27 protein-coding genes and 3 pseudogenes are annotated in these 26,252 nt (G+C 70.1%); 23 read left to right on the forward strand and 7 right to left on the reverse strand.

Translation table 11 applies throughout. The annotated features are described in order from the left end of the window. The first annotated feature begins 712 nt into the window (after positions 1-712). The 6 genes and pseudogenes from ACFXHB_RS30160 (at position 713) to ACFXHB_RS30185 (ending at position 7,528) form a co-directional block, all read left to right on the forward strand. Positions 713-2,326, forward strand: a complete 1,614-nt coding sequence (locus tag ACFXHB_RS30160; protein ID WP_380577832.1) for a sugar ABC transporter ATP-binding protein — start codon at positions 713-715, stop codon at positions 2,324-2,326. After that, on the forward strand, positions 2,323-3,360 hold the full coding sequence (locus tag ACFXHB_RS30165; RefSeq protein ID WP_380577833.1) for an ABC transporter permease: 1,038 nt from the start codon (positions 2,323-2,325) through the stop codon (positions 3,358-3,360). Before ACFXHB_RS30160 ends, ACFXHB_RS30165 begins: the two co-directional genes overlap by 4 nt. Positions 3,361-3,402: 42 nt before the next feature. Next, positions 3,403-3,615, forward strand: a complete 213-nt coding sequence (locus ACFXHB_RS30170) for a hypothetical protein (protein WP_380577835.1) — start codon at positions 3,403-3,405, stop codon at positions 3,613-3,615. 945 nt (positions 3,616-4,560) lie between these two features. After that, positions 4,561-5,910, forward strand: a complete 1,350-nt coding sequence (locus tag ACFXHB_RS30175) for a nitrate/nitrite transporter (protein WP_380577836.1) — start codon at positions 4,561-4,563, stop codon at positions 5,908-5,910. Positions 5,911-6,327: 417 nt separating this feature from the next. Then, positions 6,328-6,809: pseudogene (locus tag ACFXHB_RS30180) on the forward strand (IS5 family transposase); the annotation flags it as partial. A gap of 86 nt (positions 6,810-6,895) precedes the next feature. Next, a complete protein-coding gene (locus tag ACFXHB_RS30185; protein WP_380577837.1) occupies positions 6,896-7,528 on the forward strand; it encodes a transposase in 633 nt (210 codons plus the stop codon). 49 nt (positions 7,529-7,577) lie between these two features. Here ACFXHB_RS30185 and ACFXHB_RS30190 read toward each other — a convergent pair whose 3' ends face one another. After that, positions 7,578-7,760: a hypothetical protein gene (locus ACFXHB_RS30190; protein WP_380577838.1), complete on the reverse strand. Its 183-nt coding sequence runs from the start codon at positions 7,758-7,760 to the stop codon at positions 7,578-7,580. 293 nt (positions 7,761-8,053) lie between these two features. Between ACFXHB_RS30190 and ACFXHB_RS30195 the strand changes: the two genes are divergently transcribed. The 9 genes and pseudogenes from ACFXHB_RS30195 to ACFXHB_RS30235 form a co-directional block, all read left to right on the forward strand. Next, on the forward strand, positions 8,054-9,295 hold the full coding sequence (locus tag ACFXHB_RS30195; RefSeq protein WP_380577839.1) for an IS110 family transposase: 1,242 nt from the start codon (positions 8,054-8,056) through the stop codon (positions 9,293-9,295). Between the two features lie 76 nt (positions 9,296-9,371). Then, positions 9,372-9,875 (forward strand): transposase, encoded by a 504-nt coding sequence (locus ACFXHB_RS30200; protein WP_380577840.1) that lies wholly within the window; start codon positions 9,372-9,374, stop codon positions 9,873-9,875. 45 nt (positions 9,876-9,920) lie between these two features. Next, positions 9,921-10,487 carry a hypothetical protein gene (locus ACFXHB_RS30205; protein WP_380577841.1) on the forward strand — a complete coding sequence of 189 codons (567 nt, stop codon included), beginning with the start codon at positions 9,921-9,923 and terminating at the stop codon, positions 10,485-10,487. A 387-nt stretch (positions 10,488-10,874) separates the two neighbouring features. Further along, a complete protein-coding gene (locus tag ACFXHB_RS30210) occupies positions 10,875-11,435 on the forward strand; it encodes a uridine kinase (protein WP_380577842.1) in 561 nt (186 codons plus the stop codon). A 228-nt stretch (positions 11,436-11,663) separates the two neighbouring features. After that, on the forward strand, positions 11,664-12,356 hold the full coding sequence (locus ACFXHB_RS30215; RefSeq protein WP_380577843.1) for a hypothetical protein: 693 nt from the start codon (positions 11,664-11,666) through the stop codon (positions 12,354-12,356). Positions 12,357-12,561: 205 nt separating this feature from the next. Beyond that, on the forward strand, positions 12,562-13,911 hold the full coding sequence (locus tag ACFXHB_RS30220; protein ID WP_380577844.1) for a hypothetical protein: 1,350 nt from the start codon (positions 12,562-12,564) through the stop codon (positions 13,909-13,911). After that, complete coding sequence (locus ACFXHB_RS30225) at positions 13,908-14,927, forward strand: PD-(D/E)XK nuclease family protein (protein WP_380577845.1); 1,020 nt, start codon at positions 13,908-13,910, stop codon at positions 14,925-14,927. Before ACFXHB_RS30220 ends, ACFXHB_RS30225 begins: the two co-directional genes overlap by 4 nt. Before the next feature lie 165 nt (positions 14,928-15,092). Continuing rightward, on the forward strand, positions 15,093-15,305 hold the full coding sequence (locus tag ACFXHB_RS30230) for a hypothetical protein (protein WP_380577846.1): 213 nt from the start codon (positions 15,093-15,095) through the stop codon (positions 15,303-15,305). Positions 15,306-15,413: 108 nt separating this feature from the next. Next, positions 15,414-15,564: pseudogene (locus ACFXHB_RS30235) on the forward strand (helix-turn-helix domain-containing protein); the annotation flags it as partial. 467 nt (positions 15,565-16,031) lie between these two features. Here ACFXHB_RS30235 and ACFXHB_RS30240 read toward each other — a convergent pair. The 4 genes and pseudogenes from ACFXHB_RS30240 to ACFXHB_RS30255 form a co-directional block, all read right to left on the reverse strand. Beyond that, entirely contained in the window at positions 16,032-16,550 is a 519-nt protein-coding gene (locus tag ACFXHB_RS30240) for a tetratricopeptide repeat protein (RefSeq protein ID WP_380577847.1), read from the reverse strand. Between the two features lie 148 nt (positions 16,551-16,698). Continuing rightward, positions 16,699-17,124, reverse strand: a pseudogene (locus tag ACFXHB_RS30245) (ATP-dependent DNA ligase); the annotation flags it as partial. A gap of 127 nt (positions 17,125-17,251) precedes the next feature. Further along, a complete protein-coding gene (locus tag ACFXHB_RS30250; protein ID WP_380577848.1) occupies positions 17,252-17,383 on the reverse strand; it encodes a hypothetical protein in 132 nt (43 codons plus the stop codon). 110 nt (positions 17,384-17,493) lie between these two features. After that, complete coding sequence (locus tag ACFXHB_RS30255; RefSeq protein ID WP_380577849.1) at positions 17,494-18,207, reverse strand: HNH endonuclease family protein; 714 nt, start codon at positions 18,205-18,207, stop codon at positions 17,494-17,496. Between the two features lie 225 nt (positions 18,208-18,432). Here ACFXHB_RS30255 and ACFXHB_RS30260 point away from each other — a divergent pair, with 225 nt between their 5' ends. Further along, positions 18,433-18,621, forward strand: a complete 189-nt coding sequence (locus tag ACFXHB_RS30260) for a hypothetical protein (protein WP_380577850.1) — start codon at positions 18,433-18,435, stop codon at positions 18,619-18,621. 17 nt (positions 18,622-18,638) lie between these two features. On the opposite strand, the gene ACFXHB_RS30265 is transcribed toward ACFXHB_RS30260, so the two are convergent. After that, entirely contained in the window at positions 18,639-19,262 is a 624-nt protein-coding gene (locus ACFXHB_RS30265; RefSeq protein ID WP_380577851.1) for a peptidase inhibitor family I36 protein, read from the reverse strand. A gap of 65 nt (positions 19,263-19,327) precedes the next feature. Between ACFXHB_RS30265 and ACFXHB_RS30270 the strand changes: the two genes are divergently transcribed. The 5 genes from ACFXHB_RS30270 (at position 19,328) to ACFXHB_RS30290 (ending at position 22,935) form a co-directional block, all read left to right on the forward strand. After that, the gene (locus tag ACFXHB_RS30270; RefSeq protein ID WP_380577853.1) at positions 19,328-19,720 is read left to right on the forward strand and encodes a hypothetical protein; all 393 of its coding nucleotides are present in this window, start codon (positions 19,328-19,330) and stop codon (positions 19,718-19,720) included. Between the two features lie 789 nt (positions 19,721-20,509). After that, positions 20,510-20,890, forward strand: a complete 381-nt coding sequence (locus tag ACFXHB_RS30275) for a cupin domain-containing protein (RefSeq protein WP_380577854.1) — start codon at positions 20,510-20,512, stop codon at positions 20,888-20,890. Positions 20,891-21,079: 189 nt separating this feature from the next. Continuing rightward, the gene (locus tag ACFXHB_RS30280) at positions 21,080-22,060 is read left to right on the forward strand and encodes a 3-oxoacyl-ACP synthase III family protein (RefSeq protein ID WP_380577855.1); all 981 of its coding nucleotides are present in this window, start codon (positions 21,080-21,082) and stop codon (positions 22,058-22,060) included. A gap of 333 nt (positions 22,061-22,393) precedes the next feature. After that, positions 22,394-22,687 carry an SAM-dependent methyltransferase gene (locus ACFXHB_RS30285; RefSeq protein WP_380577856.1) on the forward strand — a complete coding sequence of 98 codons (294 nt, stop codon included), beginning with the start codon at positions 22,394-22,396 and terminating at the stop codon, positions 22,685-22,687. Further along, positions 22,684-22,935 (forward strand): hypothetical protein, encoded by a 252-nt coding sequence (locus ACFXHB_RS30290; RefSeq protein ID WP_380577857.1) that lies wholly within the window; start codon positions 22,684-22,686, stop codon positions 22,933-22,935. Before ACFXHB_RS30285 ends, ACFXHB_RS30290 begins: the two co-directional genes overlap by 4 nt. A gap of 59 nt (positions 22,936-22,994) precedes the next feature. Here ACFXHB_RS30290 and ACFXHB_RS30295 read toward each other — a convergent pair whose 3' ends face one another. After that, positions 22,995-24,227, reverse strand: a complete 1,233-nt coding sequence (locus tag ACFXHB_RS30295; RefSeq protein ID WP_380577858.1) for a cytochrome P450 — start codon at positions 24,225-24,227, stop codon at positions 22,995-22,997. A gap of 1,031 nt (positions 24,228-25,258) precedes the next feature. On the opposite strand from ACFXHB_RS30295, the gene ACFXHB_RS30300 reads away from it, so the two are divergent. Together ACFXHB_RS30300 and ACFXHB_RS30305 are read left to right on the forward strand one after the other, a co-directional pair. After that, complete coding sequence (locus ACFXHB_RS30300) at positions 25,259-25,564, forward strand: hypothetical protein (RefSeq protein ID WP_380577859.1); 306 nt, start codon at positions 25,259-25,261, stop codon at positions 25,562-25,564. Between the two features lie 481 nt (positions 25,565-26,045). Beyond that, positions 26,046-26,252 (forward strand): hypothetical protein (locus ACFXHB_RS30305; protein WP_380577860.1); only part of this gene is annotated, 207 nt, incomplete at its 3' end.

Consider the following 26,252-nt stretch of genomic DNA (forward strand, 5'->3'; position numbering starts at 1 on the left):
ACGGTCTTGGAGACTCCCGGGGCAGCTCCGTCGGACGTCCCGACAGACATCGGACGGAGCTGGCCCCTCCCTCCCGGGCAATCCACCGGGCACCGCTCGGCCTGGCCCGTGACCACCCGGCCGACAGGCAGAGCTTCCTATGTCCCTCTCACCCAGGTATCCAGCGCTCCTCCCACCCGGGCGAAACACTTCGTACTCGTGACCACACCGCCCGTTCCCACCCGATGGACGATCTTCGACACCAACCCTGCCGGATCGCGACCCCGTCCACTCAACCCACCCAACGGCGGCCGTGACACCCCAGGCGTCGTCGAATGGCGGGCTCCTGCCGAGGCCGTCGACGCTGCATCCAACAAACCGGTGGCGCCGCCCACGGTCACAACGCTCACCTCGACATCCTCGGACGGCCAGGCCAACCTCCCGTCTACCCGACCAGGGACGACGAGCCCCTGACACCACGAGTTAGGGCGGAACGCCCGCGCGCCCCGCAAAGCTGCACTGTGACCGACCAGCGCAGGATCCGGCGAATCGCTGAGGATGCGCCTGACATCCGCGAACAGCCTTCGGTGCCACGCGACGCCCCCGCGAACCCAGCAGCCCCACCAGTGGCCAGCGAAGTCGGCCGGCACCACCCGCGCTGCCTCCCAACCGAGCCCGCCAGCCTGAGAAACCACCTCACACCAACCTCTGCAAACCCTTCAAGGTGACCACCATGAGCCGAGCGCAGCCCAACCCGTATTCTCGCCCACCTGTTCGTCGTGACCGCGGCAGGATCCCCCACCGCCCGCCGACCGACGCGACCCCCGCGGGCAGCGCCGGCGTCCACCAGGTCACCAAGCGGTTCGGCGCGGTCCAGGCCCTCGGCGGCGTCACCCTCGACTTCCCCGCCGGCCAGGTCACCGCCCTCATGGGCGAGAACGGCGCCGGCAAATCCACCCTGCTCAAGATCCTCACCGGCGACCACCAGCCCACCGAGGGTCACGTCCTGATCGACGGCCGGCCCCTCGCGCTGTCCTCGCCGACCGACGCCCGCCGGGCGGGGATCCGGATCATTCCGCAGGAACCGGAGATCATCCCGCACGTCTCCGTCGCCGAGAACGTCTACGCCGGCTCACTGCCCCGCACCACCGGCCGCCGCCTGGACCGCGCCGAACTACGCCGCCGCATCACCACCGACCTCACACGCCTGGGCTTCGACAAGGTCCTCGACCCCGACCTCCTCGGCTCCCAACTCACCCCCGCCCAGCGCCAACTGGTCGAAATCCTGCGCGCCCTCACCGGCGAGGCCAAGGTCATCGCCTTCGACGAACCCACCTCCTCCCTCTCCGAGCACGAGGTCGACGCACTCTTCGCCCTCATCCGCCGCCTGCGCGACCAGGGCGTCGCCGTCATCTACGTCTCCCACCGCATGCAGGAGATCTTCCAACTCGCCGACCGCATCGCCGTCCTGCGCGACGGCACCCTCGCCGGCATCCAGAACGCCGCCACCACCACCGAGGGCGACCTCGTCCGCCTCATGGTCGGCCGCGACCTCACCACCATGTTCTCCCGCGAACACGTCGCCACCGACCGCCTCGTCCTCGACGTCCGAGGCGTCACCACCGACGCCGTCCACGACATCGACCTCCAGATCCACGCCGGCGAAGTCGTCGGCCTCGCCGGACTCATCGGCGCCGGACGCTCCGAACTCGCCCTCGCCCTGGCCGGAGACCTCCCCATCCACACCGGCACCGTCACCCTCGACGGCCAACGCCTGCCCTCCGGCGACCCCGGCGCCGTCATCCGCGCCGGCCTCGGCCTCGCCCCCGAGGAACGCAAGGCCCAGGCCCTCTTCCTCCACCGCTCCATCCGCGACAACACCTCCACCGTCGTCCTGGAACGCCTGCGCCGCTTCCGCTTCGTCAAACGCGCCGCCGAACGCGAACTCGCCCAGGAATACACCGACCGCCTCCGCGTGCGCACCCCGTCCATCGAGCACGAGGTCCGCAAACTCTCCGGCGGCAACCAGCAGAAGGTCGTCCTCGCCCGCTGGCTCGCCCGCAAACCCAAGGTCCTCATCCTCGACGAACCCACCCGCGGCATCGACGTCGGCGCCAAGGCCGAGATCTACCAGATCATCGCCGACCTCGCCAAGGAAGGCGTCGCCGTCCTCGTCATCTCCTCCGAACTCCCCGAAGTCCTCGGCCTCGCCGACCGCATCCTCGTCATGCAGAACGGCCGCATCACCGGCGAACTCGACCGCGCCCACGCGAACGAGGAAGCCATCCTCAACCTCGCCATGGCCGACGACATCGCCGCCACCCTCACTCCTGGAGCTTCCGCATGAGCACCGCCACCAGTACCCCGCCGACCACGAAGAACGGCGTCCCGCATCGACGCAAGGAGACCGGCGGCACGCTGCTGGCCTCGGTCGGTGGGCAGAACCTCAGCCTGATCGGCGCCCTGGTCGTCGTGCTCACCCTCTTCGGCGTCCTCAACGACAACTACCTCAGCCTGGGCAACATGCAGGTCATCGCCGAAGCCGCCACCATCACCGGCCTGCTCGCCGTCGTCCAGACCGTCGTCATCATCTGCGGCGGCCTCGACATCTCCGTCGGCTCCCAAGCCGGCGTCGCCTCCGTCGTCTCCGCGATGGCCTTCACCTCCGCCGGCTCCAACGCCCTCACCGGCATGGCCGCCGCCATCGGCACCGGCATCCTCATCGGCATCCTCAACGGCCTCATCATCGTCTACGGCCGCGTCAACCCCACCATCGCCACCCTCGCCGGACTCGCCGCCTACAAGGGCCTCGCCCAACTCATCTCCAACGGCCGCGCCCAGGGCTACGTCCTCAACAACGACATCTTCATCTTCCTCGGCCGCGGCAAGATCGCCGGACTCCCCGTCATGGTCTGGATCCTCATCCTCACCGCCGCCGCCGTCCACCTCCTCCTCAAGTACACCGACATCGGCCGCAACTTCTACGCCATCGGCGGCAACGACACCGCCGCCCGGCTCGCCGGCATCAACATCAACAAGTACCTGATCGCCGTCTACGCCCTCATCGGCACCGTCGCCGCCGTGGCCGGCATCCTGCTCACCGCCCGCACCGGCTCCGGCCAGCCCGTCTCCGGCAGCGAGGGCCTCGAACTCAAGGCCATCACCGCCGCCGCCCTCGGCGGCGCGGCCCTCAAGGGCGGCAAGGGCGGCATCGGCGGCACCCTCCTCGCCGTCGCCCTCCTCGGCGCCCTCGAAAACGGCCTCACCGTCCAAGGCATCAACTCCTTCTGGCAGAACGTCGCCCAAGGCGCCCTCCTCGTCGTCGCCGTCGTCATCCAGCAACGCCGCAACGGCGAACGCCCCATCGGCCTCCCCGCCTGATCAGCACCCCGTGACCGGCGCACGGACCCGGCGGTGTTGCGGGTGCCGCGGAGCCCGGGTGGGGTGCTGGCCGAGCGCAGGGCGCGGCTGGGCCTGGACGCGCCAGCGTCGGTGGATACCGCGGCGGTGCCGGCGGTCCCGGCCGGGTCGGCGATGCTCGCCGAGGCCGCCGGCCCGGACGGGCAGCGGGGCGAGGCGGCGCTCCTGGAAGCGATCGGGGGTACGGTGCGGCGGATGTCCCGTTGGCCGAACTAGATTGGGCTCCCTTCGAAGTCAACTCGCAGTGAAGAAAAGGAGGTTGTGACTCCCAACGGTGAGTCGTGGTGACTGCGCGTGTGGTTGTGGATCTGGTTTCATCGCGTGTCGTCCAGTGGGTCGGCCCGTGGAGGAATGGATGCCGGAGCACATCACGACGGTCCGGAACGTGGCGACGCTGGGAGGTCGAGCACCCGGGGCCGGACGGTCCGGGGCCTCGACGTCGGCGAGCGGGTGGATTTCTCCAGGACGCAGGCAGCATCGGTGCCGAAGTCGGCCACGGCGCCAATGGCCGCTACTGCGCCGCGTCGCTGATCCTGGCGGAGACAGCCGGTAAGGGGCGCGGAGAGTGCGGGTACGGCCGCCGCGGTAGCCGAGCCACCCGAGGGCGGTGACCAGCGGGCAGGCCTCCGACCAGGGACCAGGACCAGTCCTGCGAGAAGTCCGCGCCGGCCGGGCGCCGGGTCAGCTGGGGCAGCAGTCACGCGCGGCCGTCTTCCGACGGTCACCACCTTCGGCCCGGGGGTCAGCGATCCGCGTGTCGGGGAATCCAGGCGGGACGTCCCGGGACGGCCGGATGCCTGCTGTGCTCGTACGGGCCGATCCGCCAGGCGTCGAAGCCCTCTCTGGTCCGTTGGCGCTCTCGGGTGGCACCGTCAGTCAGCTGCACAAACAGGCCAACCACCTCGAACCGCCAAAGGCAGAAAGGGCAACCCGCCCGGCGACCACTCGGCCGCGGTGTGATCCGGGCGACTCGGGGATGGCAGGTGCCGCCCTTGTGGTCAGTCAGGTAGCCGATCACCTTCGAGCTGAGCGACGCCTCACAACCGCTCGCCGGGCCGCGTGCGGGGAAGGTTTCGCAGACGTCACAGGACGAACCTCCACGGAGACCCCGGCCTCCTACTCTCGGCTGACAACAGGGTACCGGCCGGCAAGGAGCAACTGATGAGAACGAGCGCACGCTGGATCCAGGAATGGGACCCGGAGGACGAGGGCTTCTGGGAGCGGACCGGAAAGAAGATCGCCAACCGCAACCTGGTCTTCTCCATCATCTCCGAACACGTCGGCTTCTCCATCTGGAGCCTGTGGTCGGTGATGGTGCTCTTCATGGGCAAGGACTATCACGTCGACCCGGCCGGGAAGTTCTTCCTGGTGGCCCTGCCGACCCTGGTCGGCGCATTCGTCCGGATCCCCTATACCGTCGCGGTGGCCCGCTTCGGCGGCCGGAACTGGACGGTCGTCTCCGCTGCCCTTCTGCTGCTGCCGGCCCTAGCCGCCGCGTACGTGATGCACCCGGGCACCTCGTACAGCACGTTCATGCTGGTCGCGGCGCTCACCGGACTCGGCGGCGGCAACTTCGCCTCCTCGATGACCAACATCAACGCCTTCTACCCCAGCCGCCGCAAGGGCTGGGCGCTCGGCCTCAACGCGGGCGGCGGCAACATCGGTGTCCCGGTGATCCAGTTGGCCGCGCTCGGCGTCATCACCTGGGCCGGCGCCTCCCACCCCCGGCTCGTCCTCGGCATCTACATCCCGCTCATCGTCATCGCGGCGACCTGCGCGGCACTGTTCATGGACAACCTGGCACCGATGAAGAACGACACCAACTCGCTGTCGGCCATCGTCTGGGAGAAGCACACCTGGCTGCTGTCGGTGCTCTACATCGGCACCTTCGGCAGCTTCATCGGCTTCTCGTTCGCTTTCGGCCTGGTGCTGCAGAACCAGTTCGGCCGCACCCCACTGCAGGCCGCCCAGCTCACCTTCGTCGGCCCGCTGCTCGGCTCGCTGATCCGCCCGGTCGGCGGCTGGTTGGCCGACCGCTGGGGCGGCGCCCGGATCACGCTCTGGAACTTCCTCGCCATGGCCGGTGCGGCGGGCGTGGTGACCTACGCCTCCTCGATCAAGTCGCTCCCGATCTTCCTGACCGGTTTCATCGGGCTCTTCGTCTTCGCAGGACTCGGCAACGGGTCGACGTACAAGATGATCCCGGGCATCTTCGAGGCCAAGGCCCAGGACCGGATCGCCGGAGGTGACAGCGCCGAGGCGGCCACCGCTTGGTCGCGGAAGATGTCCGGAGCGGCGGTCGGCGTGATCGGCGCGGTCGGCGCGCTCGGCGGCCTGTTCATCAACCTGGCCTTCCGGCAGTCCTTCCTCACCGCCAAGACCGGCACGGCCGCCTTCGCCTCCTTCCTGGCCGCGTACGCGCTCTGCTTCGCCCTCACCTGGGCCGTCTACCTGCGCCGCCCCTCGGCCGTTGAGAAGACCGCCCCGGCCCCGACACTCGCCCAGACATAAACCCGCGGCTGAGCGCCGCTGCTGAGCCCGTCGCACCCCCGGGCCGGTCCGACCTGGCGAACCACGCCGGTCACAGAACCGACTCGGGGGTGCGATTCTTCCCAGAAGCGCCCAGGCGGGCGAGGGCCGTGTCCGGGTCGTCTCCGTGGCCAGGATCGCCTCCGCGACGGCGGCGGCGGTCACCTTCGCGGCCGCGCCGGCCCCACCGTTCGAGCGCGCCCAGTCGATCTTTGCCCACTCCGCCCCTGACAGCGCCAGGGGCGTGCAGCGGCGCGTCGTCGGTGTAGGCGTTGAGGGTGTAGGAGCCGAGCTGTCCATACAGAACTTCGGACGCAGGGTACTTAGAGGAGCTAACACAAAGCCGTTGTTCGGCCATGTCTTCTCGTCGGTCTGCTCGTTGGTCCATCCGTGGGGAAGCTGAAGGGTCCGCCGTGGGTGGTGTCGGACGACCTCTGGGCTCGGATCGAGCCGCTGCTGCCGGTGAGGCAGCGGCGGTCTCGACATCCAGGCCGGTTGCCGCTGGATGATCGCGGCTGTCTGCAGGGGATCCTGTTCGTGTTGCACACCGGGATCCAGTGGGAGTGGTTGCCGCGGGAGCTGGGCCTCGGTTCCGGGATGACCTGCTGGCGCCGGCTGCGGGACTGGCACGAGGCCGGGGTGTGGGACCGGCTCCACCAGGTCCTGCTGACCGAGCTGCACCGTGCGGGGAAGCTGGACTGGTCCCGGGCGGTGATCGACGGCTCCCACCATCAGGCTCGTCGGGGTGGCCCAAAACGGGCCCGAGCCCGGTCGACCGTGCCCGACCCGGCTCGAAGCACCATGTCATCACCGACGCTCACGGCATCCCGCTCGCCATCACTCTGACCGGCGGCAACCGGCACGATGTCACCCAGCTGCTCAGAGTCTGCAGGCCGCGCTCCAGCAGCTCGCCCTGGCCCTGGCCGGCCGGGCCGGCTCCCGCCTGGCCGAGACCTTCGCGGTCCCTGTGAGCCGTTCCACGCTTCTGCGGCTGATACGTGCCCTTCCCGACCCGGCGCCGGCGGTGCCGCGCGTGCTGGGCATCGACGAGTTCGCCCTGCGCAAGGGACATGTCTACGCCACGATCCTGGTCGACATCGAGACCCGCCGCCCCGTCGACCTGCTTCCCGACCGCACGGTCGAGAGCGTCCGGTGCTGGCTGGCCGACCACCCGGGCGTGAAGATCGTCTGGCGCGACCGCTCAGCCTCCTACGCCGAAGCCGCACGGCTCGGCGCCCCGGACGCGATCCACGTTGCCGACCGCTTCCACCTGTGGCAGAACCTCGCCGACGCAGTGGAGAAGACCGTGCTCCAGCATCGGGCCCTACTGCCCGAACCACAGCCTCCATCCAGCCCTGCCAGGGCTGTTGTTCTGCCTCCCATCGCCGCGGAGCCCCGCCGGACCGGACGCCTGTCCGACCGGGTGCGTGAACAGCACGCCGCCGTCCACGCACTCAGGCAGGACGGGTTCAGCCTGCGCGTCATCGCCCGCAAACTGGGCCTGGCCCGCGGCACCGTCCGCCGGCTGGCCAGAGCGAAAGATCCCGACGAGCTGCTGGTCGGCCGCTGGACGGGACGCACCAGCATCCTCGACCCCTAATGGGGATCGAAGCCGGTGGACCACTTCTCGACCCCGGGTCCACCGAGACCTACTTGTAGAGCGCGGCCGCCGGCTTCATCTCGGCGGTGATCAGCTGGCGCCCGGGGAGCCATGTATGGCTCCCAGCGCCTTGAGCACTCGGATGAGAGTTGGCCCCGGGCGCCAGCTGACCGCCGCCGAGGAACGCGACCGTGAAGGTGCCGAGCGTCGGGGCCACTCCTGACAGACACACGAGGCCCTGACCTCCAGCAAGAGATCGGCGGGCCCCGGCGCCCGGCACCCTCACGGCCGCTGTCGAGCGGGTGATCGAATGTCCGTGGTCCGAGCCCGCAGCAGGGTGCACCTCTCACTTCTCCGGGACGCCTCCGAGCTCCTGCACAGACCGAGGCCCCTGCGGTCAGCTGGGGTCACGAACGACCAATCGGATGACGGGCCCAGAGCCCTTCCATTAGGGAGTCGCGTGCCTCCGCGCAGGTCTTCGACCAGCGGATATGCACATCGGACGGAAGAACAGGGGAGGCGCCCGTGAAGGTGTTCTGCGGGATCGACTGGGCCAGCGACCACCACGACGTTGCCGTGGTCGACGGTGATGGCAAGCTCCTCGGCAGGGCCAGGATCGGAGACGACGCGGCTGGCCTGCAGCAGCTGCTCGACCTCCTGGCCGAGCACGGCGACAACCCCGGAGAGCGGATACCGGTGGCGATCGAGACCTCCCGTGGCCTGCTGGTCGCCTGTCTACGCGCGACTGGCCGGCCCATCTACGCGGTCAACCCGATGGCCGCCGCCCGCTACCGCGAGCGGCACACCGTCTCGCGCAAGAAGTCCGACCACCTCGACGCGATGGTGCTGGCGAACATCCTACGCACCGACGCCGACGCTCACCGCGCACTACCGGCCGACAGCGAACTCGCCCAGGCCGTCGCCGTCCTGGCCCGCGCCCAGCAGGACGCCGTCTGGGACCGCACCCAGGCCGGCAACAAGCTCCGCTCGCACCTGCGCGAGTACTTCCCCGGCTACCTCGCCGCCGTCCAGCCGATCACCGGCGGCTTCAACGCGCCGCTGGCCCGCACCCTGCTGGCCGCCGCCCCCACCCCGGGCCAAGCCGCCCGCCTCACCCGCACCCAGCTCAAGGCCGTGCTCAAGCGCGCCAGCCGCCAGCGCGGCATCGACGCCGAGGTCGAGCGCCTGCACACCGCCCTGCGCGTCCCGCAGATGCGCCAGCTCCCGCTGGTCGAGACCGCGATGGGCCGCCAGGCCCTGGCCCTGCTGGGCAAGTTCGAGGCCGCCTGCACCGCCGCGGACGACCTCGCCGAAGCCTCGTTCGAGCTGTTCGAGCAGCACCCCGACGCCGCGGTCATCACCAGCTTCCCCGGCCTCGGCGCGCTCAGCGGCGCCCGGGTCCTCGCCGAGATCGGAGACGACCGCAACCGCTTCGCCGACGCCAAGGCCCTCAAGGCCTACGCCGGATCGGCGCCCGTCACCCGAGCCTCAGGCAAGAGCCATGCCGTCATGGTCCGCCGGGTCAAGAACCAGCGCCTGGCCGCAGTCGGCTACGTCTGGGCCTTCGCCTCCCTCACCGCCTCGCCCGGCGCCAGAGCCCACTACGACCGCCGACGCAAGGCTGGCGACCGCCACACCTCCGCCCAGCGCAACCTCTACAACCGCTTCCTCGGCTGCCTTCACCACTGCCTGGCCACCGGCACGCTCTACAGCGAGAGCACCGCCTTCCCCGCCCCGCCCAAACTCGAACTGGCCATCGCGGCTTGACCCGCAAACCCCATCGGATGTCTACAAGCCCTACATGCTGCGGCGATGGGAGGAGACCGGCGGCAAAATCAGCGGCATGACACTGCTCGGCGAGATCACCGCCCGGGGCTACCGCGGCGGATACACCCAGCTCGCCACATGGAAGCAGCGCGAACTGCTCCCGGACGGCCCGCCGCCACCGCGCCCGCCCACGGTCCGCGAGGCCACCGACTGGCTCACCCGCCACCCCGACGGCCTCACGGCGGACAATGCCATCCGGCGCAAGGCCCTCCTGGCCCACTGCCCCGAACTGGACACCACCGCCCACCTGGTCACCACGTTCGCCGAGATGCTCACCCTCCTCGACGGGGACCGCCTGCCCGAGTGGATCGCCGAAGCCAAAGCCTCGGGACTGCCCGGGATCAGCACCTTCGCGAACGGCCTGAACAGCGACTACCCTGCCGTCCACGCTGGACTGACCACGCACTGGAACTCCGGTCACGTCGAGGGCGCCGTGAACAGGATCAAAATGATCAAGCGTCAAATGTACGGCCGCGCTGGCTTCAGTCTGCTACGTAAGAGGGTCCTCCTTGCCCCTTGATCACGTGTCGGCGACAGATGGCATGATCCGCAAGGAGGTGACGTCATGCGCACGGACATGATGCAGTTTGCTGAACTGGCCGACCTGGCGGCCGAGCCGGTCGGGCCACCGCTACCGTGGGAGCGGTCGCGCGACGCATGCGGAGTTGAGTTCCCCGCGGACTACCGCGAGTTCATCGACCAGTTCGGGCCAGGAGAGGTCCGCAGCTACCTGGGTGTGAACGCTCCGTGGCCATGGCCGGGCACATCGCAGGACGGGGCAATCTTCCGCGTCTTCACGTCGAGGACCATCGATGACCTTGGTCCGGTGTTCCGGGAAATGCGTAACGAGGACCCGGCCCTGTGCCCGTACCCGCTCCTGCCAGAGCCGGGGGGACTGCTCAACTGGGGCGGCACCATACAAGGCGACCAGTTCTTCTGGCTCACCAGCGGCCCAGACCCCATGGAGTGGCCGGTGGTGGCGTGGTTCCGAGGGAAAGACCTGGGGGACGCGTGGCGACGGTACAACATGCGCTTCGTCGCCTTCCTCGTCCATGCCTTGTCGGGCAAAGACCAGGACATGCATGACCTGCTCAACTGGCCGAACGAGCCGATCTGGCAAAGGACTGGCTAAGCAGTCACAGGGAGTAGTCGACTCACAGAACCTGGGTCAGACCCTACTTCACCCCGGTGAAAACACGCACCCTCCACCACGGCGCCGGCCTGGCCCGCGGCTGGACGGAGTGCGACCGGAGCGCGACGTCGACGGCCTGGGTGGCCCTGGTGGACGGCCGTATCGTTGTCGGCGCACGCCCGGGCAGCGGCGTCCCGGAGCCCGTCGCGCATGCCGAGGCGTGGCAGGCCGGCGTGACCTTGCTCGCCGCCCTCGCCCAGCACCCCGACCGCCCCGACCACGCCCAGGACGAGGACGACGGCCGCGGAGCGCTCCTCGGACCTCGTGGCATGAAGCACCACGCCGTATGCGATCCTCTCGCTGTCACAACGATGGCACGGAGGAATCATGCTCGTCACGCTCACCGGAGGAGCTGGAGCGGGGAAGACGACGCTCGCCGCGGCGCTGGTGGCCACCACACCCCAGGCACCCGCACGGGTGCTCCACGGCGACGACTACTACTTCCGGACTCCCGAGCACGGGGTGTGGGTACCCGATGAGTCCGGGGTCCAACGACTGGATGTCGGCGACCCCCGCTCGCTGGACCTCGAAGGCCTCGCCGAGGACACCGATGCCGCCCTGGCCGACTCACCCGTCGTCATCGTCGACGGCTTGTTCGCCCGCCACGTCACCCCGCGGACGACAAGGGCGCGCTTCGATGTCTTCGTCGACCTGCCCGCCGATCTTCGCCTGGCCCGGAAGATCGAGCGCAAGTGCCTACGGGACGGCTTCCCCCTCGATGTCCTCCTGCGGAACTACCTCAACCACCGACGCGCTGCCCACGACCAGCACATCGAACCCCTGCGCGATCACTGCGACCTGATCGTAGACGGGAGCCTCCCCGCCGAGGTGCTTGCCCAACTGCTCTGGACAGCGATCGCGGACAATGAACCGATCCACAACTCTTGACGATTGCTCACCATAAGGTGCTCCCCGGCCCGCGGCCGGGGCGAGGGCTTTGCCGGCTGCTTCCGTCCCGGCTGTCGCTGACGAGACCTCGGCCCGCGTGCGCGCGTCGGGCCCAGTGCTCCGACGGAACGCTACTGGCCAGAGGCCTCCGGAGCGGTGAACAGGTCCTGCAGGGTCTGGGTCGCCTGAGCGGCAGAACTGCCGCCAGCCCCGTCAAGCCGCCAGCGTTTGGGGAGGTGCAGCCTGAAGGGGCAGGCCTACCTGGACAGCGTCGACGGCGCCCTGACCTTCGAGGGCCTGCGCCCCGGGAAGTTCACCGTGGGCGAGACCGACGAGCCCGCCGACGGCAGCGTGACCGCGCCCCCCGGGGCGGTCCTGGCCTGGCCGGCCGGCCACTCCAGGCTCGACCCGGAGCGCTTTCCCCATGGCGCTGTCGCCACCTGGACCGCCACTCACGGATGGCAGGCCGCGGCCCTTCGTCCCGATGGCACCAACAACACCCCCGTTTCCCTTCCGCTGACGCCTCTGTGCGAACCACACCGGGTCGTCGACGTCATCTCTCACGTCCTGCTCGGCCAGGCCGTGCCCGCCGGCCTGGAGCGGGAGGCCACCGAGATGCCGGGGGCCGGCCCGCTTCGATGCGACGACGGACCCGCGGTTGACCCGGAACTGGCCCTACTCCGAGCCGAGATCTGGGGCCACTTCCACGGCCACCCCAAGGGCCGAGCCGATGACGGCCGCTTCGCCTCCGCGCTGGTCTTCCCCGTCGCGAGTGACGGGACGTGCTGGAGCCAGCAGGGTGTCCAGATCACCTACGGCGACGCCGTCGCCGTCGCCGACCTCGACGGGTACGGCGAGTTCCTCGAGCTCATCGCCAGCCGGTGCCCGGTGATCGAAGGCCCCCTGGTTCTCACCCTGTGACCCGGAATCCGTCTCCTGAGGTTCTGCGCATCCGACCCTCAAGGCACCCGCCGTGGCGTGCGTGGCGCGCCTCCTCGCGAGAGCGGCTTGACCGCCGCGGCCCGTTCAACAAGGCGGGCTTGACCCCCGATCCACCCCGACAACGCTGCTGACTCCGCCCGGCGGCGGTCCGTCCGCGGAGCGCAACACGAGAAACGAGGCTGTCATGAGCGCAACAATCACGTCACCGTTCCCCGCGCTGTCCGACGTCGCCGACCTCTTCGACGACGACCCGCAGTTCGCACGCCATGTCCGTAGGGCCGAAATGCTCTCGCACGCCAGGGGACTACCGCGCTGGCTCAAGGGCAACGCCGTCGACCTCGTGCTCGTCCTGCTGGCCGGACAGGACCTCGGCCTGACGACCTGGGAGGCCATCAACAGCTTCTACCCGGACGACAGCGAGGAGAGTGGGCTGGCCCTCTACGCCTCCACGCAGCGGGCCCTCCTGCACCGCGCCGGCTGGGGCTGGCGCATCGTCGAAGCGACCGAAGACCGCTGCGTCGTCGCCGTCACCGACCCGAACAGGCCGGACCAGAACGAGCTCCTCACCACCTACACCATGCACGACGCCCTGGTGGCGGAGCTGACCAGCGGCCCGAGAGCCGACTTCTGGCGGCGTTACCCCAAGCAGATGCTCTACGCCCGCGTCACCAGCCTGACCGTCAACACCCACGCCGCGCACGTCGTACGCGGAGCCCCCCGCGGCTGGGGCACCCTCCTCGCCGCCGACCCCGCCCCCCTGCCCATCGCGACCCCCGGAGCCGTCCCGCAACCCACCCCGAACAGCGCCCCGACCGCGGAGCGACCCCTTCAGGACCCGGTTCCCACACCCGAACTCGGCGACGAAGCCCCCATGCCGCACGGTGACACCACTTCAACGCCCGCGCCCATCCATCCGACTCCTCCTGCCAACCCGCCGCAGTCCGCCGACGCCTCCACACCCACCAAGGCACTGACACCACCGGACACCACGCCCACCGCGCGACCCACAACCAACCCGACCGACACCAACGAGCACGACGACCACACGGCCATCCCGGAGCGCACCACGCCGGCGCTTCTCGCAACGCCGCCAGCCGCCCCACAACCCGACACAGACGGGGCCCACCCCACCCCCCGCCAGTCCGAACACGCGAAGACGGCCACGCCCGAGAGCCCGGAACCCCGCCAGGCCGCCTGGAAGGTCCTCCGCGACATGGCGGACGCACTCAAGCCGAACGGCGTCTACCAGATCCTCCTCGGCAACACGAAGAAGATCGCCAAGGACAAGGCGAACGGCATACTCACGGACGCCGACGAACAGCTCATCCTCGAGGCGCAGAAGACCCTCGGGGCCTCCTCCCACGCGATCTACCGACAGCTGTACAAGCCGACCGCACCCTCCACATCCGAACCCGACCAGAGCCCCCCGACCCCACTCCGGATCGCCCCCCGGGCGGAAATGCCCGACCTGTGCCACTGCGACGACACCCCGGTCGACCACCACCGCGACAGCTGCCCGGACGCCGCACAGTGAACCGACCCGAACTCGAAGGGCACCGCCGCAAGCTCGAAGACGCGCTGGCAGCGGTATTCCGCACCGCCACCGCCACCAACCACCACGACCCCGCGGTCCTCTCCACCTCCGGCCTCGGTGGATGCACCCGCTGCGCCGCCTACCAACTCGCCCACACCACCCCCACCAACGACCACTCCCACCAGGAGCACCGCGCCTCCCACCTCGGCCAGGCCGTTCACGACTGGGTCCTGCCCCGCCTCGCCGCCCAACTGGGCCACAACCTCACCCTCGTCGAACACGACGTCACCCTTACCGCGCGCGGCCTGCAGATCCCGGGCCGACTCGACCTGTTCACCCTCGCCATCGGCGACGGCCTGCTCGTCGACCTCAAGACCCACGGCTACGACCAGGGCGACGACGGCGACGAACCCTCGCGCGCGCGCCTCCTGCAGGTCTACGGCTACGCCATGGCGCTGCGCCTGATGGGATATGTGATCCAGGCGGTGGCGGTGCTGCCGATGTCGCGTATTCACGGTGGCACCTCCGGAGTGTGGATCGGGGAGTTCGGGTCCAAGCAGGAGGCCCTCGTCGACGCTCGGGTGCGGGACCTGCTGCGGCATGCCAAGGCGCCCGCGTTCGCGCCGCGCGATGCACACCGAGGCCCTGGCCTGGATCTCACCTGTGATTTCTGCCCGTTCATGTCGATGTGCTGGCCGGGTGCCGAGCCGGCCCAGGCCGCCGAGGTGCGTACCGACGCCGACATCGTCGCCCACGCCCTCGGCTACGCCGAAGCCGCCGTACAGGAGAGGCAGTGGAAGAGAGAGAAGCTATACCACCTGGCGGCGCTCGGCCGGACCCGCCCGGGCCGATACGAGGCCAACGGCTTCGAAGTGGAGGTCAGGACCTTCCCCGGCGGGAAACGCCTGCATCAGAGCAGGGCGAAGGAGCTCCTGAAGGAGAACAACCTGCCCGTCCCCGTGACGACGGACAAGGACTCGCGCCGCGCTCTTGTCCACCGCCGCCCGCCCACCTGAGACCCACTACGCGAGGCACAGCACGTTCGTCGCCGTAGTACCGCCGGCTCCTTGAGGGCCAGGCGGTGCCACAAGTCCGAGGCTCGCATTTCGCAGACGGAGCGGAAGCAACACCTCCACCGCCCCGGGGGCTGCCATGTCGGCTGCCGGTGTCGCCACAGCCCTGTGATCGCCATGCTGGTCGCTCTCACGGCACTGAGCAGCTGCGCCAGCAGCCCGGTGGACTCGCCACCGGCTTCACCAGCAGCAACCCCGACCATCGCCAACGGCACCGCATCCCTGCACCTGCCCATCGATGCCTACATGCTGCCCCCGGTGGAGTCCGTGCCGTTCGACCGGCTTCGCCGCGCCGTCACAGCCGATTACATGCGCCGCTAGGTGTGTTGTTCGGGGACGTTGGTGACACGCGGGGTTGGTGCTTGAACAGGTGAGGGCCTTCTGGCTCGGTGGGGATTGCGACGTCTCGACCGAGTTCAGGAGGCCCTCGTGCCCCACCGTAATGCCCCGCTGACCGAGACCGGCCGCTTGCGGCTGGCGCGTTGTGTCGTCGATGACGGCTGGCCCCTGCGCAGGGCCGCGGAACGGTTCCAGGTCAGCCACACCACCGCCGCACGCTGGGCGACCCGCTACCGCAGGACGGCGCCACAGGACCCTCTTCTTCGTCCCGCTCCTGCCGGTCACCCGCGGCGATCGACCAACGTAGGCGATGCACCGTTCACGGAACCTACGGAGAAGCACGGGAAGAACGTGGCCCTGGCGGTCGACCTCCCCGAGCACGGGTAGGTCCACGAGAACACCGGCCCCGACTCCGGTCGTCGGCAGGTGCCGGTACGTGCGTGGCGGCCGGCTCCCGGCCGTCGCGCAAGGCTGCGGTGAAGACGTCGGCCAGCTCGTCGCTGTCCTCGGACAGGTCGGCCCGGGTGAGCTCAGCCATGCCCAACCACACCGGTCTCCGACCGGGCCCGCGCCTTCGCCGGCAGCACCCGAGACCTGCTCACAGTCCCGGAGGAGACGCTGATGGATCACTTCACCACCGTCGTCCTGACCGGCGTCGGCCCGGGCAGCGGGGCCGACGACCGCGCCAGCCCACCCTCGGAGGTGCCGTCAGAACGGCGGCTCCTCGCAGTAGGACGGCGTCGGTGCGGCGGGCACGGGCGGTCGTTGCAGGATCTGTACCGCGTCCTGGACGCGGCCGAGGTCGATGAGGTACCCGGCGAGCCGCGCGCCGGCGGTGGCAGCATCGCGTTCCAGGACCGCCACCGCTTCCGCGGTGCGCCCGGCCTCGGCGAGTATCTCGGAGACGCTCCAGGCCGCGTACCAGGTGGAGCCCTCGGGGTGGGCCCGGGCCAGTTCCAGCGCTTCGTCGACCAGGCCGAGGCCGGCCATGAGCGCGAGCCGCGGCCCCAAGAACTCCCACTCCTCCTCGCCGCCGCGGCGTGCCCTGAGGGCATCGAGGTAGGCCAGAGCGTCGTGGGCCCGGCCGTGGTCGGCGTACAGGGTGCACAGCGTGCCGACGATCCAGTTCTCCGCGCCGCCGGGGAGGTCGGCGAGCCCGCGCATCACCTCGATTGCCTCGCCGGCCTGTCCGTTCCTGACCAGTAGCCGGGCGAGCGGGACGGCCACGTGCCACAGGCCGTCGGACCCGGCGGCGAACTCCCGGTAGGCGTCGACGGCCCTGTTCGCGGGTCCACGCGACGGCCTCGGTGACCGAGGTCCATGTCGGTGGGACCCGCAGTCCCGGCCGGTCCAGGTCCAGGCCCTCCAGCACGGCGCGTCGGCGCTCGTAGGTCTCGGTGAGCAGCGGCCGGTCGGTGTGCGGCAGGTCGAACGCCACGAACAGCGCGGGGGCGGCGCGGGCGCCGGCCTGGACGGAGGCCGGGCGGGTGCGGTGGACGCGGCCCTGCAACGCGGCGAACGAGGGCGCCCCGCCCCGCATCACCACCAGCTCGCCGTCCAGGATCAGCGGTCCGGGTACGCCGGCCAGCGCGGCGACGACCTCGGGGAAGCGGTCGGTGTAGTCGGTGCCCGCGCGGCCGACCAGCCGGGCCCGCTCGTCCTCCAGGTAGGCGATGGCCCGGGCGCCGTCCCATTTCACCTCGGCCCACCAGCCCGGCCCGGACGGCAGCGGCCCGGTCGTCGCCAGCATCGGTTCGATGTGCGGCAGCCGGACCTGCGCGGATCCTCGGGAGGAGGCCATACCTCCAGCATCCGACCAGATCGGCCGATACCGGAACGCGATGCCGCCGAGCGGCGCAGTGCCCCGCGGGCGAGCAGACCGGCGGCCGGGCCGGCGCCGTGTCGGGGCGTGCGGGACCCCCGGGGGGTCACCGTGGTGTCGTGCCCCAACTGCTGTCCCCGGTCGCCTCCCAGATGGTGTCCGGCATCGCGCCCCAGGTGGAGTCACGGGTCAGACCCCAGACGGAATCGCGGCGGGCGCGGGCGGGGCGAGCGGTCACGGTGGCCTCCTGGGTACGAACGATCAGGGGAAGCCACAGTAGGGGCCGCGGCCGGCGCTGTCACCCATTCCGGCCGGCCCGCGCCGAGCTGACCTGACCGGCCGGACGGGTCAGCGGGCAAGGGTGACGGTGATCGGGACGTCCTCGCAGTCGGCCGCGACATGGTGCAGCGCGGCCAGTTCCACCGGGTCGACGGACAGACCCCAGCGGGTCTTCACCGCGGTCCAGTCCTGAACGTACTGGCACTGGTAGCTTCGTGTCGGCAGCCACTGCGCGACATCCTTGTCGGCCTTCTGCCGGTTCGAGCGGGCCGAGACCGCGATCAATGTGCGCGGGTCGCCCTGGTCGTTGGCGTAGGCCTCCCGCTCGGCCGCGCTCCACCGCGAGGCGCCCGAGTCCCAGGCCTCGGCGAGCGGTGCCAGGTGGTCGACGTCCAGGCCGGCCGCGTCGGTGATCGTGAGATCGTCGTACGGGCTGAACCACACGCCGCCGGCCAGCGCGCACTTCGGGCCGACCTCGGGTGCCACCAGCGCCTCGGAGCGGATCACCTCACGACGGGTGTCGCACCCGTCCGCCGGGTCCTGGCCGGCGTTCCAGTGCCTGAACGCGGTACGGACGTAGCCGGTGCGGTCCTCCGCGGCGACCGGGAGCGCGTCGATCAGCTCGGTGAACCGCGCGGTGAGCGTCTCGCCGGCCGCCGCGCGGATCGGCAGCGGCCGGGCCGGCGCCGCCGCGACGGCCGGCGGCATCCCCGCCGCCGCGGCCAGCAGTACCGCCACCGATCCCACCGCGGCCGCCCGCCACCCCGCTCGTCCGAGTCCCATCCCGCCGTTCCTCCCGCTCGATGATCACCGTCGTGGTGATCATCGAGCGGGAGCGGACTCGGGCGGCCCGCGCCACGGCGGGGCTTCACCCGTGCCGGGGAAGTAGTCGTACCGGCGGGGGCCTGCGTGGGGTCGGTGTCGCCGCAGGATCCACCGTCCCGGGACGGTGGCCGGAACACGGATGACTACGCTGGGAGTTCGTCTGGGCACTCTACGCTGTCACTCATGAAGCTTCAGTACGTCACGATGGCCCTGGCCGCCCTGCTGATCGCGCTCCTGGCGGGCGCCGGCGGCTACTACCTGCGCGACGCCCAGGAGAGCGCTCCCGCCCCCACGTACGTCACCGTGCCGCCGAGTCCCGCCGCGACGGCACCGCCCGCCGCCACCCCCAGCCCGGCCGCGCCCGCGCCGTGACGACCCGGGCGCGGCGCTCACTCGCGCACCGCCCAGAACCGGTCCGCCTGGTCGTGCTCCTGGACGGACGCCGACAACGAGCCGGGCGTCTCCTTCCACAGCATCCGCCACGTCGTGGCGCCCCCGTACTTGTCCACGATGACCGACAGGTTCCGGGTCGTGTTGACCCACGACGAGGTCTGGTCCTGGAAGCCGTAGTCGGTGAAGCTGACCGGCTTCTCCTCGTACACCGCGGCGAACTGCAGGCGCCGGCCGGCCCAGTTGATGTCCTGGTAGAAGCAGTAGTAGGTCGGGTCGTGCGGGCAGCCCTTCCAGTCCGCGTCCGCGGCGGCACGTCGTGGGACGTCGCCGCTCCAGGTCGGGGCACGGGCCTCGCCGGGCAGCGGCAGCACCACCACCGCGCCGTCCGGGTAGGTGATCTCGTTCGCCGCGCTCTGGTACCCGCCGCGGCCGCCGGCGAGCTGCTCGTCGACCACGTGCTGGAGGTCCGCGCGCTGCCCGGGGGTGAGCGCGGTGATGATCGGCCGGGTGTCCTCCGGACCGCGCGGCCGCGCCCCGGCGGCCTCGGCGCCGAGTAGGGAGGCCACGGTGAGCGCGCCGGCCGCCAGCCGCAGCGCCGGGGAGCGGGGGAAGGTCAGCATTCGGCAACCCTATGTTATCGCCCGGCCGCGTACGGTGGTACCTGGCCGTGGGGGAGGAGGCCTGGTTGCGCGATGGGGTGGTGGCGGCTTCCTACGGGTCCATGTCGGTGTTGATCCGGGACCGCAGGGCCTGGTGCTTGACCACGCACTCGGGCTGGGCGACGATCTCGGCGATCGTCAGCTCCTCCCCGAGGACGTGGAAGGTCTCAGCGGGCTGGGGCTTCCTGGCCTTGATGATGGTGGCGGGCTCTCGGCGGGTCCATGCCGTCCTTGATCCCCTGACGCAGGGTTGCCTTCCCCACTACGCACTCGGGCCGGGCGACGATTTCGGCGATCGTCAGGTTCTCGCCGAAGACGTGGAAGAACTCCGCCGCGGGCGGCTTCAGCGTCTCGGCGGTGAGCTCGACAGCGATTACGACAGCTACACCCACGTCACCGCAGTCGGATTCGGTGTGTAAGGCCGACGTTCATCGGTCGGCCGGAAGACGAAAACCTCCCCCCGGGTGGCCACATTCGATCAACGCCCACACGGGGGGCCGGATGGGCCACGGCAGATGCCGTGGCCCCCGGCCCGCTGGTCGGAGCCGACTGGGCCTGCCAGCTCAGCCGACACAGAGTCCCCCTCCTGGAGGCGACGTAGATGCGCAAGCGGGTACGAGGGAGACCTCGTCGAGGACACGTCGGGGTTGGTCGGCCACCGCGAAACGGCGAGCTGCCGGGGGGCTCAGCCAGGTGACTCGCCGTCCGGCGGGCAGCGGCGCCCGAACCGCTCCAGTCACAGAGCGCCTGCAGTAGCGGGCCGACGGCCCGAGTGAGCTGACGGCCAGCCGGGTTGGCCCGCGCCCGGTGGCGAGGCTAGGCCGGAAACGCCCGTTCGACCGGCTCTGGCGGGCGCACGCTCCTCACGACGATCCCGTCGACCGGGATTCCGACACAGTGTTTCCCGGCTGACGGTCACTTCGCGTGCCGCCATGGCGGAAACGTTGAGTGGCGCACCTCCGTTACCTAGCCTCCCATCGACCAGGAGAAGCCCGACGTGGCCGGGATCACCCAGGCCGTCAATGACGTCGGCTGCCAGTGCACCCCCGAACCGTAGACCGTCGGGCGGCTCTCGACGTCGAGCAGGTCGCCCTTCAGCGCCTGCGCGACGCCGATTGGGCCTGACCGCCCCACCAGCCGCTGCCAGCGAAGGAGATGCTATGGCCACTACACCCGCCAGGGCGCAGACCCAGTCTTACGTGCACGTCGTGACCGCCACCGAACGCTATGAGGGCAGGCAACGCGCCGACATCGTCGCCGGAATCTCCGCTGAGTCCGTCGGTGCCCGTCGCCTGTGCATGCACCTCGTCACGATCCCACCCGGCGCGCGAGGGGAGATTCACCTCCATCACGACCATGAAAGCGCCCTGTTCATTCTCGAAGGCACCGCTACCACCCGCTACGGATCGGGCCTCGCCCACCAGGCCATCGCCGCAGCCGGCGACTTCGTGTACATACCGGCGGGCATGGCCCACCAGGCCATCAACCTCAGCGCCAGCGAACCGGTGCGCGCCGTCCTCGCACGCACCGACCCCAACGAACAGGAGAGCGTCGTCCTCCTGACCCCCGACGGACACCCCCGGTTGTAACCGGGCGGACTGGCAGCCCGGCCCGCCGGCACCGCCTACACCACGCGAGGAACTCTGCCGGCGCCCAACAGCCTCTTCCGCGGTTCGACGGTCCGGTGGTCCCCAGGTTCTCGGTCCAGCCCCCGGTGCGGCCTCGCCCACTGACAACCGCGCGTCACCCGAACCGCCAACGACTGGAGAGCAAGCGCGATGAACGTTGGGATCCTCGGTGTCGGTGCCCATGTGCCCGAGAACGTTGTGTCGAACAGTGATCTGGAAGAGCTGACCGGGCTGACTGACACCTGGGTCAGGGAGAAGACGGGAATCGAGCAGCGCCGCCACTGCGCTACCGGCGAGCCGGTAGCGGACATGGCACTCCACGCCCTCATGGACGCCTGCCGACGATCCGGCATCGATCCTGGGGAGATCGACGCCCTCGTCACGTCCACCAGTACCCCGGCGGGCGTCATGCCCGGGCTTGGAGTGCGCCTGATCGCCGACGCCGGCCTGAACCTGGCCATGACTCCGGTCGACGTGGTCGGTGCGGGCTGCGCCGGCGCGGTGGGGCTCCTACACCTGGGTGCGCGGCTCGTCGAAGCGGGCGTCGGCACTGTCGCGGTCGTGCAGTCGGAGGCGAGCAGCAGCCTCATGCGGCTGCACGACGTCCGCAGGGGAGAGGCCCTGCCGACGACCATCTTCGGCGACGGCGCGTGCTGCTGGCTCCTTCGTCCTTGCCGGGACGGTACGGGCATCCTCTTCAACGCGACCCGGACCGACCCTGCCGGCAACGAGGGCCTGGCTCTTCACGGAACCGACATCCACAGCTTCGCCATGGATCCGCGGGCGGTGAAGCGCTTCGCGCTCCGCGAGGTGCCCGCCCTCCTCGGGCGTTTGGAGGAAGGCAGCGGGACGCCCGTCGCGGCCGCCGACCTGATCCTGCTGCACCAGGCGAATCTTCGGCTGATCGAAGGGGTCCTCGACATCCTGGACGTGCCGATATCACGGACATGCACCACCGTCCAGGACTACGGCAACACCATCTCGGCCTCTGTAGGGATCACCGCCGCTCGGGCGATCGACGCCGGCCTCCTCGCCCCGGGCGCGCTCGTGTTCCTGGCCGCCTTCGGCGCCGGCTGGACCACCAACGGGACGGTGGTCCGGTGGTGCGCTCCGGCCGACTTTGTCCGCTGAACAGAACCTTCCTGACGCGGCGAGATGCTGGGAGCCAGTTGGGCAGCGGCTTCGGAGCCGCCCCGCTCCGTCCGGGCTGGGGATCGTCTGCGGTATGCCCGGGCCAGCCCTGCCAGGCCGGGGTGAGCAGAACCGTCACGAGAGGCTGCGCCGCCGTGTCTGGCATCCGGCAGCGCATGGCGTAGCTGTGCTCGCCCTCCTCCACACCTGCGTTCCGAGGCCCCGCCACGGCGGCGGGGGACTGCGCACGGCCTTGCTCGCGTGCTGTCGGGAACGGCGGCTGGGGGTGTGGATGACCGAGGCCACGACAGGGTGCGACGAACCCGGGGTCAAGTGGCGCTCGACATCCGCCGGCCGTACTCAGCGGGGATGTACGACTTTCCCGGCGGGATGACCAACTTCGAACCGGATCGGGTGGCCACCGAACAGGCCCTCGCCGGGTTCCCCCAATACCCCGTCGCGGCCTGCGGCAACCGGGCTTTCATGCACCGCACCACCAGGATGCTGGCTCAAAGCGGCGTCACCCAGTTCCTCGACATACCTGGACCGCGAGTTCACTCTGCTCATCATGGAGCTCGGCGCCGCCACGGCGTCCGGCCGGCCCGCCGCCGAGAGGCGGCCGGATGAGCAGGCGCCCCGCTGCGGGCTCGCCCCGGGGCGCCCCACGGGTGCTGTCCGCCACCGTCTGCCCGCCCCACACCTCGCTGCCGTGGTCACCCGCCGCCCTCGACGCCGGGCTGCACGCGGCCCTGGCTGCCCTCGCGGGGACGGCCGCCCAGTGGCGCGAGGCCTTTGAGAACGTGGACGAAGGCGTCCACGCCGAAGTCGCGAGCGCGGCGCCGAAGACCGCCGCCGTGTCGGCTCGGAAGCGCTGAGTCGCAGGGCTGTTCACGGCCGCCGGTTCGCACGAACAGCTCCGGTTGAGGCGGGTCGACTACGCAGGGGCCGTCGTGCCGTCGCGAGGGCCGAGGGCGGCTAGAAGTTCTTGGTGGCCGTTGGAGATCAAGGACGGCAGCGGGCGCAGCGGAGTGTTGGGGGTGAGGGTGGTGGTGGGGAAGCGGTCGAAGAAGAGGCGTAGCGCGGTCTCGGTCTCCATGCGCGCGAGGGGTGCGCCGAGGCAGTGGTGGACACCGTGGCCGAAGGCGAGGTGGTCCTTGATGGTGCGCGTGGAGTCGAAGGTGCTGGCGTCTTCGCCGTGGATGTCGGGGTGGCGGCCGGCGGCGGCGAAGGCGGCGAGGATTGCCTCGCCCCGCAGGATCGTGATGGCGTCGGTCAGTTCGATGTCGTCGATGGCGAAGCGCAGGGGGAGGTAGGCGACGGGACCGTTGTGGCGCAGGCTCTCCTCGACGATGTCGTTCCAGGTGGCGCGGCCGGCGTGGACGTGGGCGAGTTGGTCGGGGTCGGTGAGCATGGTGGTGAGTGTGTTGTCGATGAGGTTGACGGTGGTCTCGTAGCCGGCGGATATGACGAGCAGGAGGGTGTCGCGCAGTTCCTGCTCGGTCAGGGCGTCGCCGTCGCCTTCGGTGTCGCGGGCGTCGATGAGCAGGGATGTCATGTCGTCGCCGGGCGTGGTGCGCTTGGCGACGATGAGCTCGTCGAGTATGGCGTAGAGGGTGGTGGCGTTGGCCTGGGCCTGTTCGGGGGTGCGGGTGGTGTCGAAGAGGCCGTCGACGGTGGCGCGGAACTGGTGTCGCATATTGGCGGGCAGTCCCATGAGGTGGCCGATCACGCGGAGGGGCAGTGGGGAGGCGAGATGTTCGCGCAGGTCGGCCGGTTCACCTTCGGGGATGGTGGCGAGGTGGTCGAGAAGGTCCTGGACGATCTCCTCGATCCGGGGCTTCAGCGCCTGTACACGGCGGGTGGTGAAGGCGCCGCCGATCAGGCGGCGCAGGCGCCGGTGGTCGGCGCCGTAGGCGGTGAACATGTTCCTGACCGCGACCCACAGCGCCAGCGGCCACGTCGTGGCCGCCGCGGGAAACCCGGGCCAGTGTTGGCGGGCGTCCTTGGAGACGCGGGAATCCATGAGCAGGGCCTTGAGGACCGCCGGGTCGGCGACGGCCCATGCCTGGACACCGAGGATGTCGACGCGGGTCGCCGGGGCGCTGTGGAGGACGGCGGCCTCGGCGTCGCGGCTGTAACCCGTGGGATCAAGGACGAGGCGGGACATCACAAGGACTCCTTCGAAGGCGGCGGGTCGGGAAACCGTGGCGGGTGCCGGAGACGGGCAGGTGAACGAGCAGGGTGGCCGGAGGGCCGGACGGAGCCCGGTAGAACGGCCAGGCTCCCGATGAGGGACGGCGGACATCGCGAGTGTCCGGTGTCCTGCCTGCACGCTAGGTAGAGAACACGCCAGGCCTCCACGCTGTGGTCGGTCGGGCGAGCGAAGAGACCGCCAGGCGGAAACCCGTCGCACCACATCCCGGATAGCGGGAAGCCGAGGCCCTCAAGGGCACTGACTTGATACTGGTGGACTCGCGTCTTCAACCGCCGCGAGTAGATCCACCTCACTCCGGCACCGCTACTGAACGTCACAGCCCTTGTGAGGAGATTCTGGGTGTCAGGGGCGAGCCATTGCCGGGAGTGATCGACGATTGGAGACCTTCTCCTTCGCCTGCGGGCTGCTCGAGGAGGCTTGAGCCGCAGGACTTGCTTGCTCTTCGGCCGGGCCGCGGTCGGCCTTCGATGTGCGCCTGACCGCGCTCAGTGCCCGTTGCCCCGCTGCTCGGGTAGGGGCCGGAGGCGGGAGATCGGACCGGTGGGTTCGCGGGGGGTGAGCGGACAGCTCGACGTCTCCGTCGAGGACGCGGAAGACGGTGTCCGAGATGAAGATGGTGACGGTCTGTCAGTGGTCTACCGGACGCGGGACACACGCCGCAGAGAGAATGGGGCCGGGGCTCAACAGCAACCGCTCTCACCTGAACTCGAGGCGCAGCGCGAAGAGTACGTGCGCCTTCTTCGAGCTGGACAGCTTTCCCCTTACGGGCTCCCAGCTTTGGCGTCAGCCGTGGAGGAGGCCGTTCTCGCACGCGCATGGGCCCGTACCCGAGTCCCGGGCGAGTCCGTGGGGAGCCGGCTCTACGTCCTCTCTGTCGCGGGGACGCACGGGCGGGTCAAGGTCGGGACGGCGGGCGCTGTTCGCAGCCGCATCCGCACTCACCTCAACGAGTACCACTGCAACGGGCACGGACTCACCGACGCTTGGATCTCGACCCACTCCTCGATGCCCGTTCCCAGGAGGCGGGCATACACCAGGCCCTGAGGTCGCTCTTTAACCGGCCGAGTCACCGGCGGGAGGAGTATCCGGATGGCGACTTCGACACCATTTGCGAGTTGGTGGCTGCCGTGGATGCGAAGTACGGCCTTACCGAGGAGCAGGTGTGGTTCCACGAGTGGGAGCAGCGGGAGCGTGCGCGAGCACGGGAAGCGGAGGTTCGCACGTTCGAGCGCCACGCGAAGCCCGCCTTCGAGGGCGGTGAGATTGGCGGGAACGCTGCCAGGTACTGAGCTTGATCGTGTGATGTCGGAGGCACTGGTAATCCTGCGGTGCGGAACACGTACAGGGCGGTGTACTGACCGTTGGCGGGAGGACCGCACGGACGCGGCTCCGGGCCGTGGAGCGTGGGAGCCCGCCGGCAGTGCCGGACCCTGCTCCCGTCGCGCCAGGCCCCGGGGACGGTCACGTCGTGTCGCCCCGCAGGATCCGCAGGGTCTGGGTGGAGTCATGTCTTCCGCCGAGCCTTCCGGCTCGCCCGCGAAGGAGGCCGGGCAGGCTGTCCAGGAAGGTCAGGAGGTCTGTGTACGGATCCTCGCTGTCGACCTGGGAAGACGGCGGATCATCCTGTCGACCAGATGTCTGCCCTAACTCCGTGCAGCCCCCGCGGCCTCAACCTGAGCCACGCAACGCGACACCTCCGGCCGGCGCGCGTCCGCCCGTCGACCGCGGTTCGAACCGGTCTGTCAGGGGACGGTGGCATGCTCAGCTGCCATGGACACCCAGCAGTTCTGGAAGCTGATCGAGGAAGCCCGCTCGCAGGTGCCGGCCCCGGACAACGGTGACGCTGGCTTTGTTCACGACTCGTGGTTCTGGCTCAACTTCCGGGCTCTGTCGCTGATTGAGGGGTTCCTTCTTGTTGATCACGGTGACAGGAGGATGCGGCGTCGCAGGAGGTCGAAGTTGGCCCGGCCGTACATC

The organism is Kitasatospora sp. NPDC059327 (assembly GCF_042752535.1).
Taxonomy (GTDB): domain Bacteria; phylum Actinomycetota; class Actinomycetes; order Streptomycetales; family Streptomycetaceae; genus Kitasatospora.

What these genes read in the sequence shown, in the direction of transcription:
- ACFXHB_RS30160 (WP_380577832.1), top strand. Translation starts at nt 713, where the DNA reads ATGAGCCGAGCGCAGCCCAACCCGTATTCTCGCCCACCTGTTCGTCGT.
- ACFXHB_RS30165 (WP_380577833.1), top strand. Translation starts at nt 2,323, where the DNA reads ATGAGCACCGCCACCAGTACCCCGCCGACCACGAAGAACGGCGTCCCG.
- ACFXHB_RS30175 (WP_380577836.1), top strand. Translation starts at nt 4,561, where the DNA reads ATGAGAACGAGCGCACGCTGGATCCAGGAATGGGACCCGGAGGACGAG.
- ACFXHB_RS30200 (WP_380577840.1), top strand. Translation starts at nt 9,372, where the DNA reads ATGACACTGCTCGGCGAGATCACCGCCCGGGGCTACCGCGGCGGATAC.
- ACFXHB_RS30205 (WP_380577841.1), top strand. Translation starts at nt 9,921, where the DNA reads ATGCGCACGGACATGATGCAGTTTGCTGAACTGGCCGACCTGGCGGCC.
- ACFXHB_RS30210 (WP_380577842.1), top strand. Translation starts at nt 10,875, where the DNA reads ATGCTCGTCACGCTCACCGGAGGAGCTGGAGCGGGGAAGACGACGCTC.
- ACFXHB_RS30220 (WP_380577844.1), top strand. Translation starts at nt 12,562, where the DNA reads ATGAGCGCAACAATCACGTCACCGTTCCCCGCGCTGTCCGACGTCGCC.
- ACFXHB_RS30255 (WP_380577849.1), bottom strand. Translation starts at nt 18,207, where the DNA reads ATGGGACTCGGACGAGCGGGGTGGCGGGCGGCCGCGGTGGGATCGGTG.
- ACFXHB_RS30260 (WP_380577850.1), top strand. Translation starts at nt 18,433, where the DNA reads ATGAAGCTTCAGTACGTCACGATGGCCCTGGCCGCCCTGCTGATCGCG.
- ACFXHB_RS30265 (WP_380577851.1), bottom strand. Translation starts at nt 19,262, where the DNA reads ATGCTGACCTTCCCCCGCTCCCCGGCGCTGCGGCTGGCGGCCGGCGCG.
- ACFXHB_RS30280 (WP_380577855.1), top strand. Translation starts at nt 21,080, where the DNA reads ATGAACGTTGGGATCCTCGGTGTCGGTGCCCATGTGCCCGAGAACGTT.
- ACFXHB_RS30290 (WP_380577857.1), top strand. Translation starts at nt 22,684, where the DNA reads ATGAGCAGGCGCCCCGCTGCGGGCTCGCCCCGGGGCGCCCCACGGGTG.
- ACFXHB_RS30295 (WP_380577858.1), bottom strand. Translation starts at nt 24,227, where the DNA reads ATGTCCCGCCTCGTCCTTGATCCCACGGGTTACAGCCGCGACGCCGAG.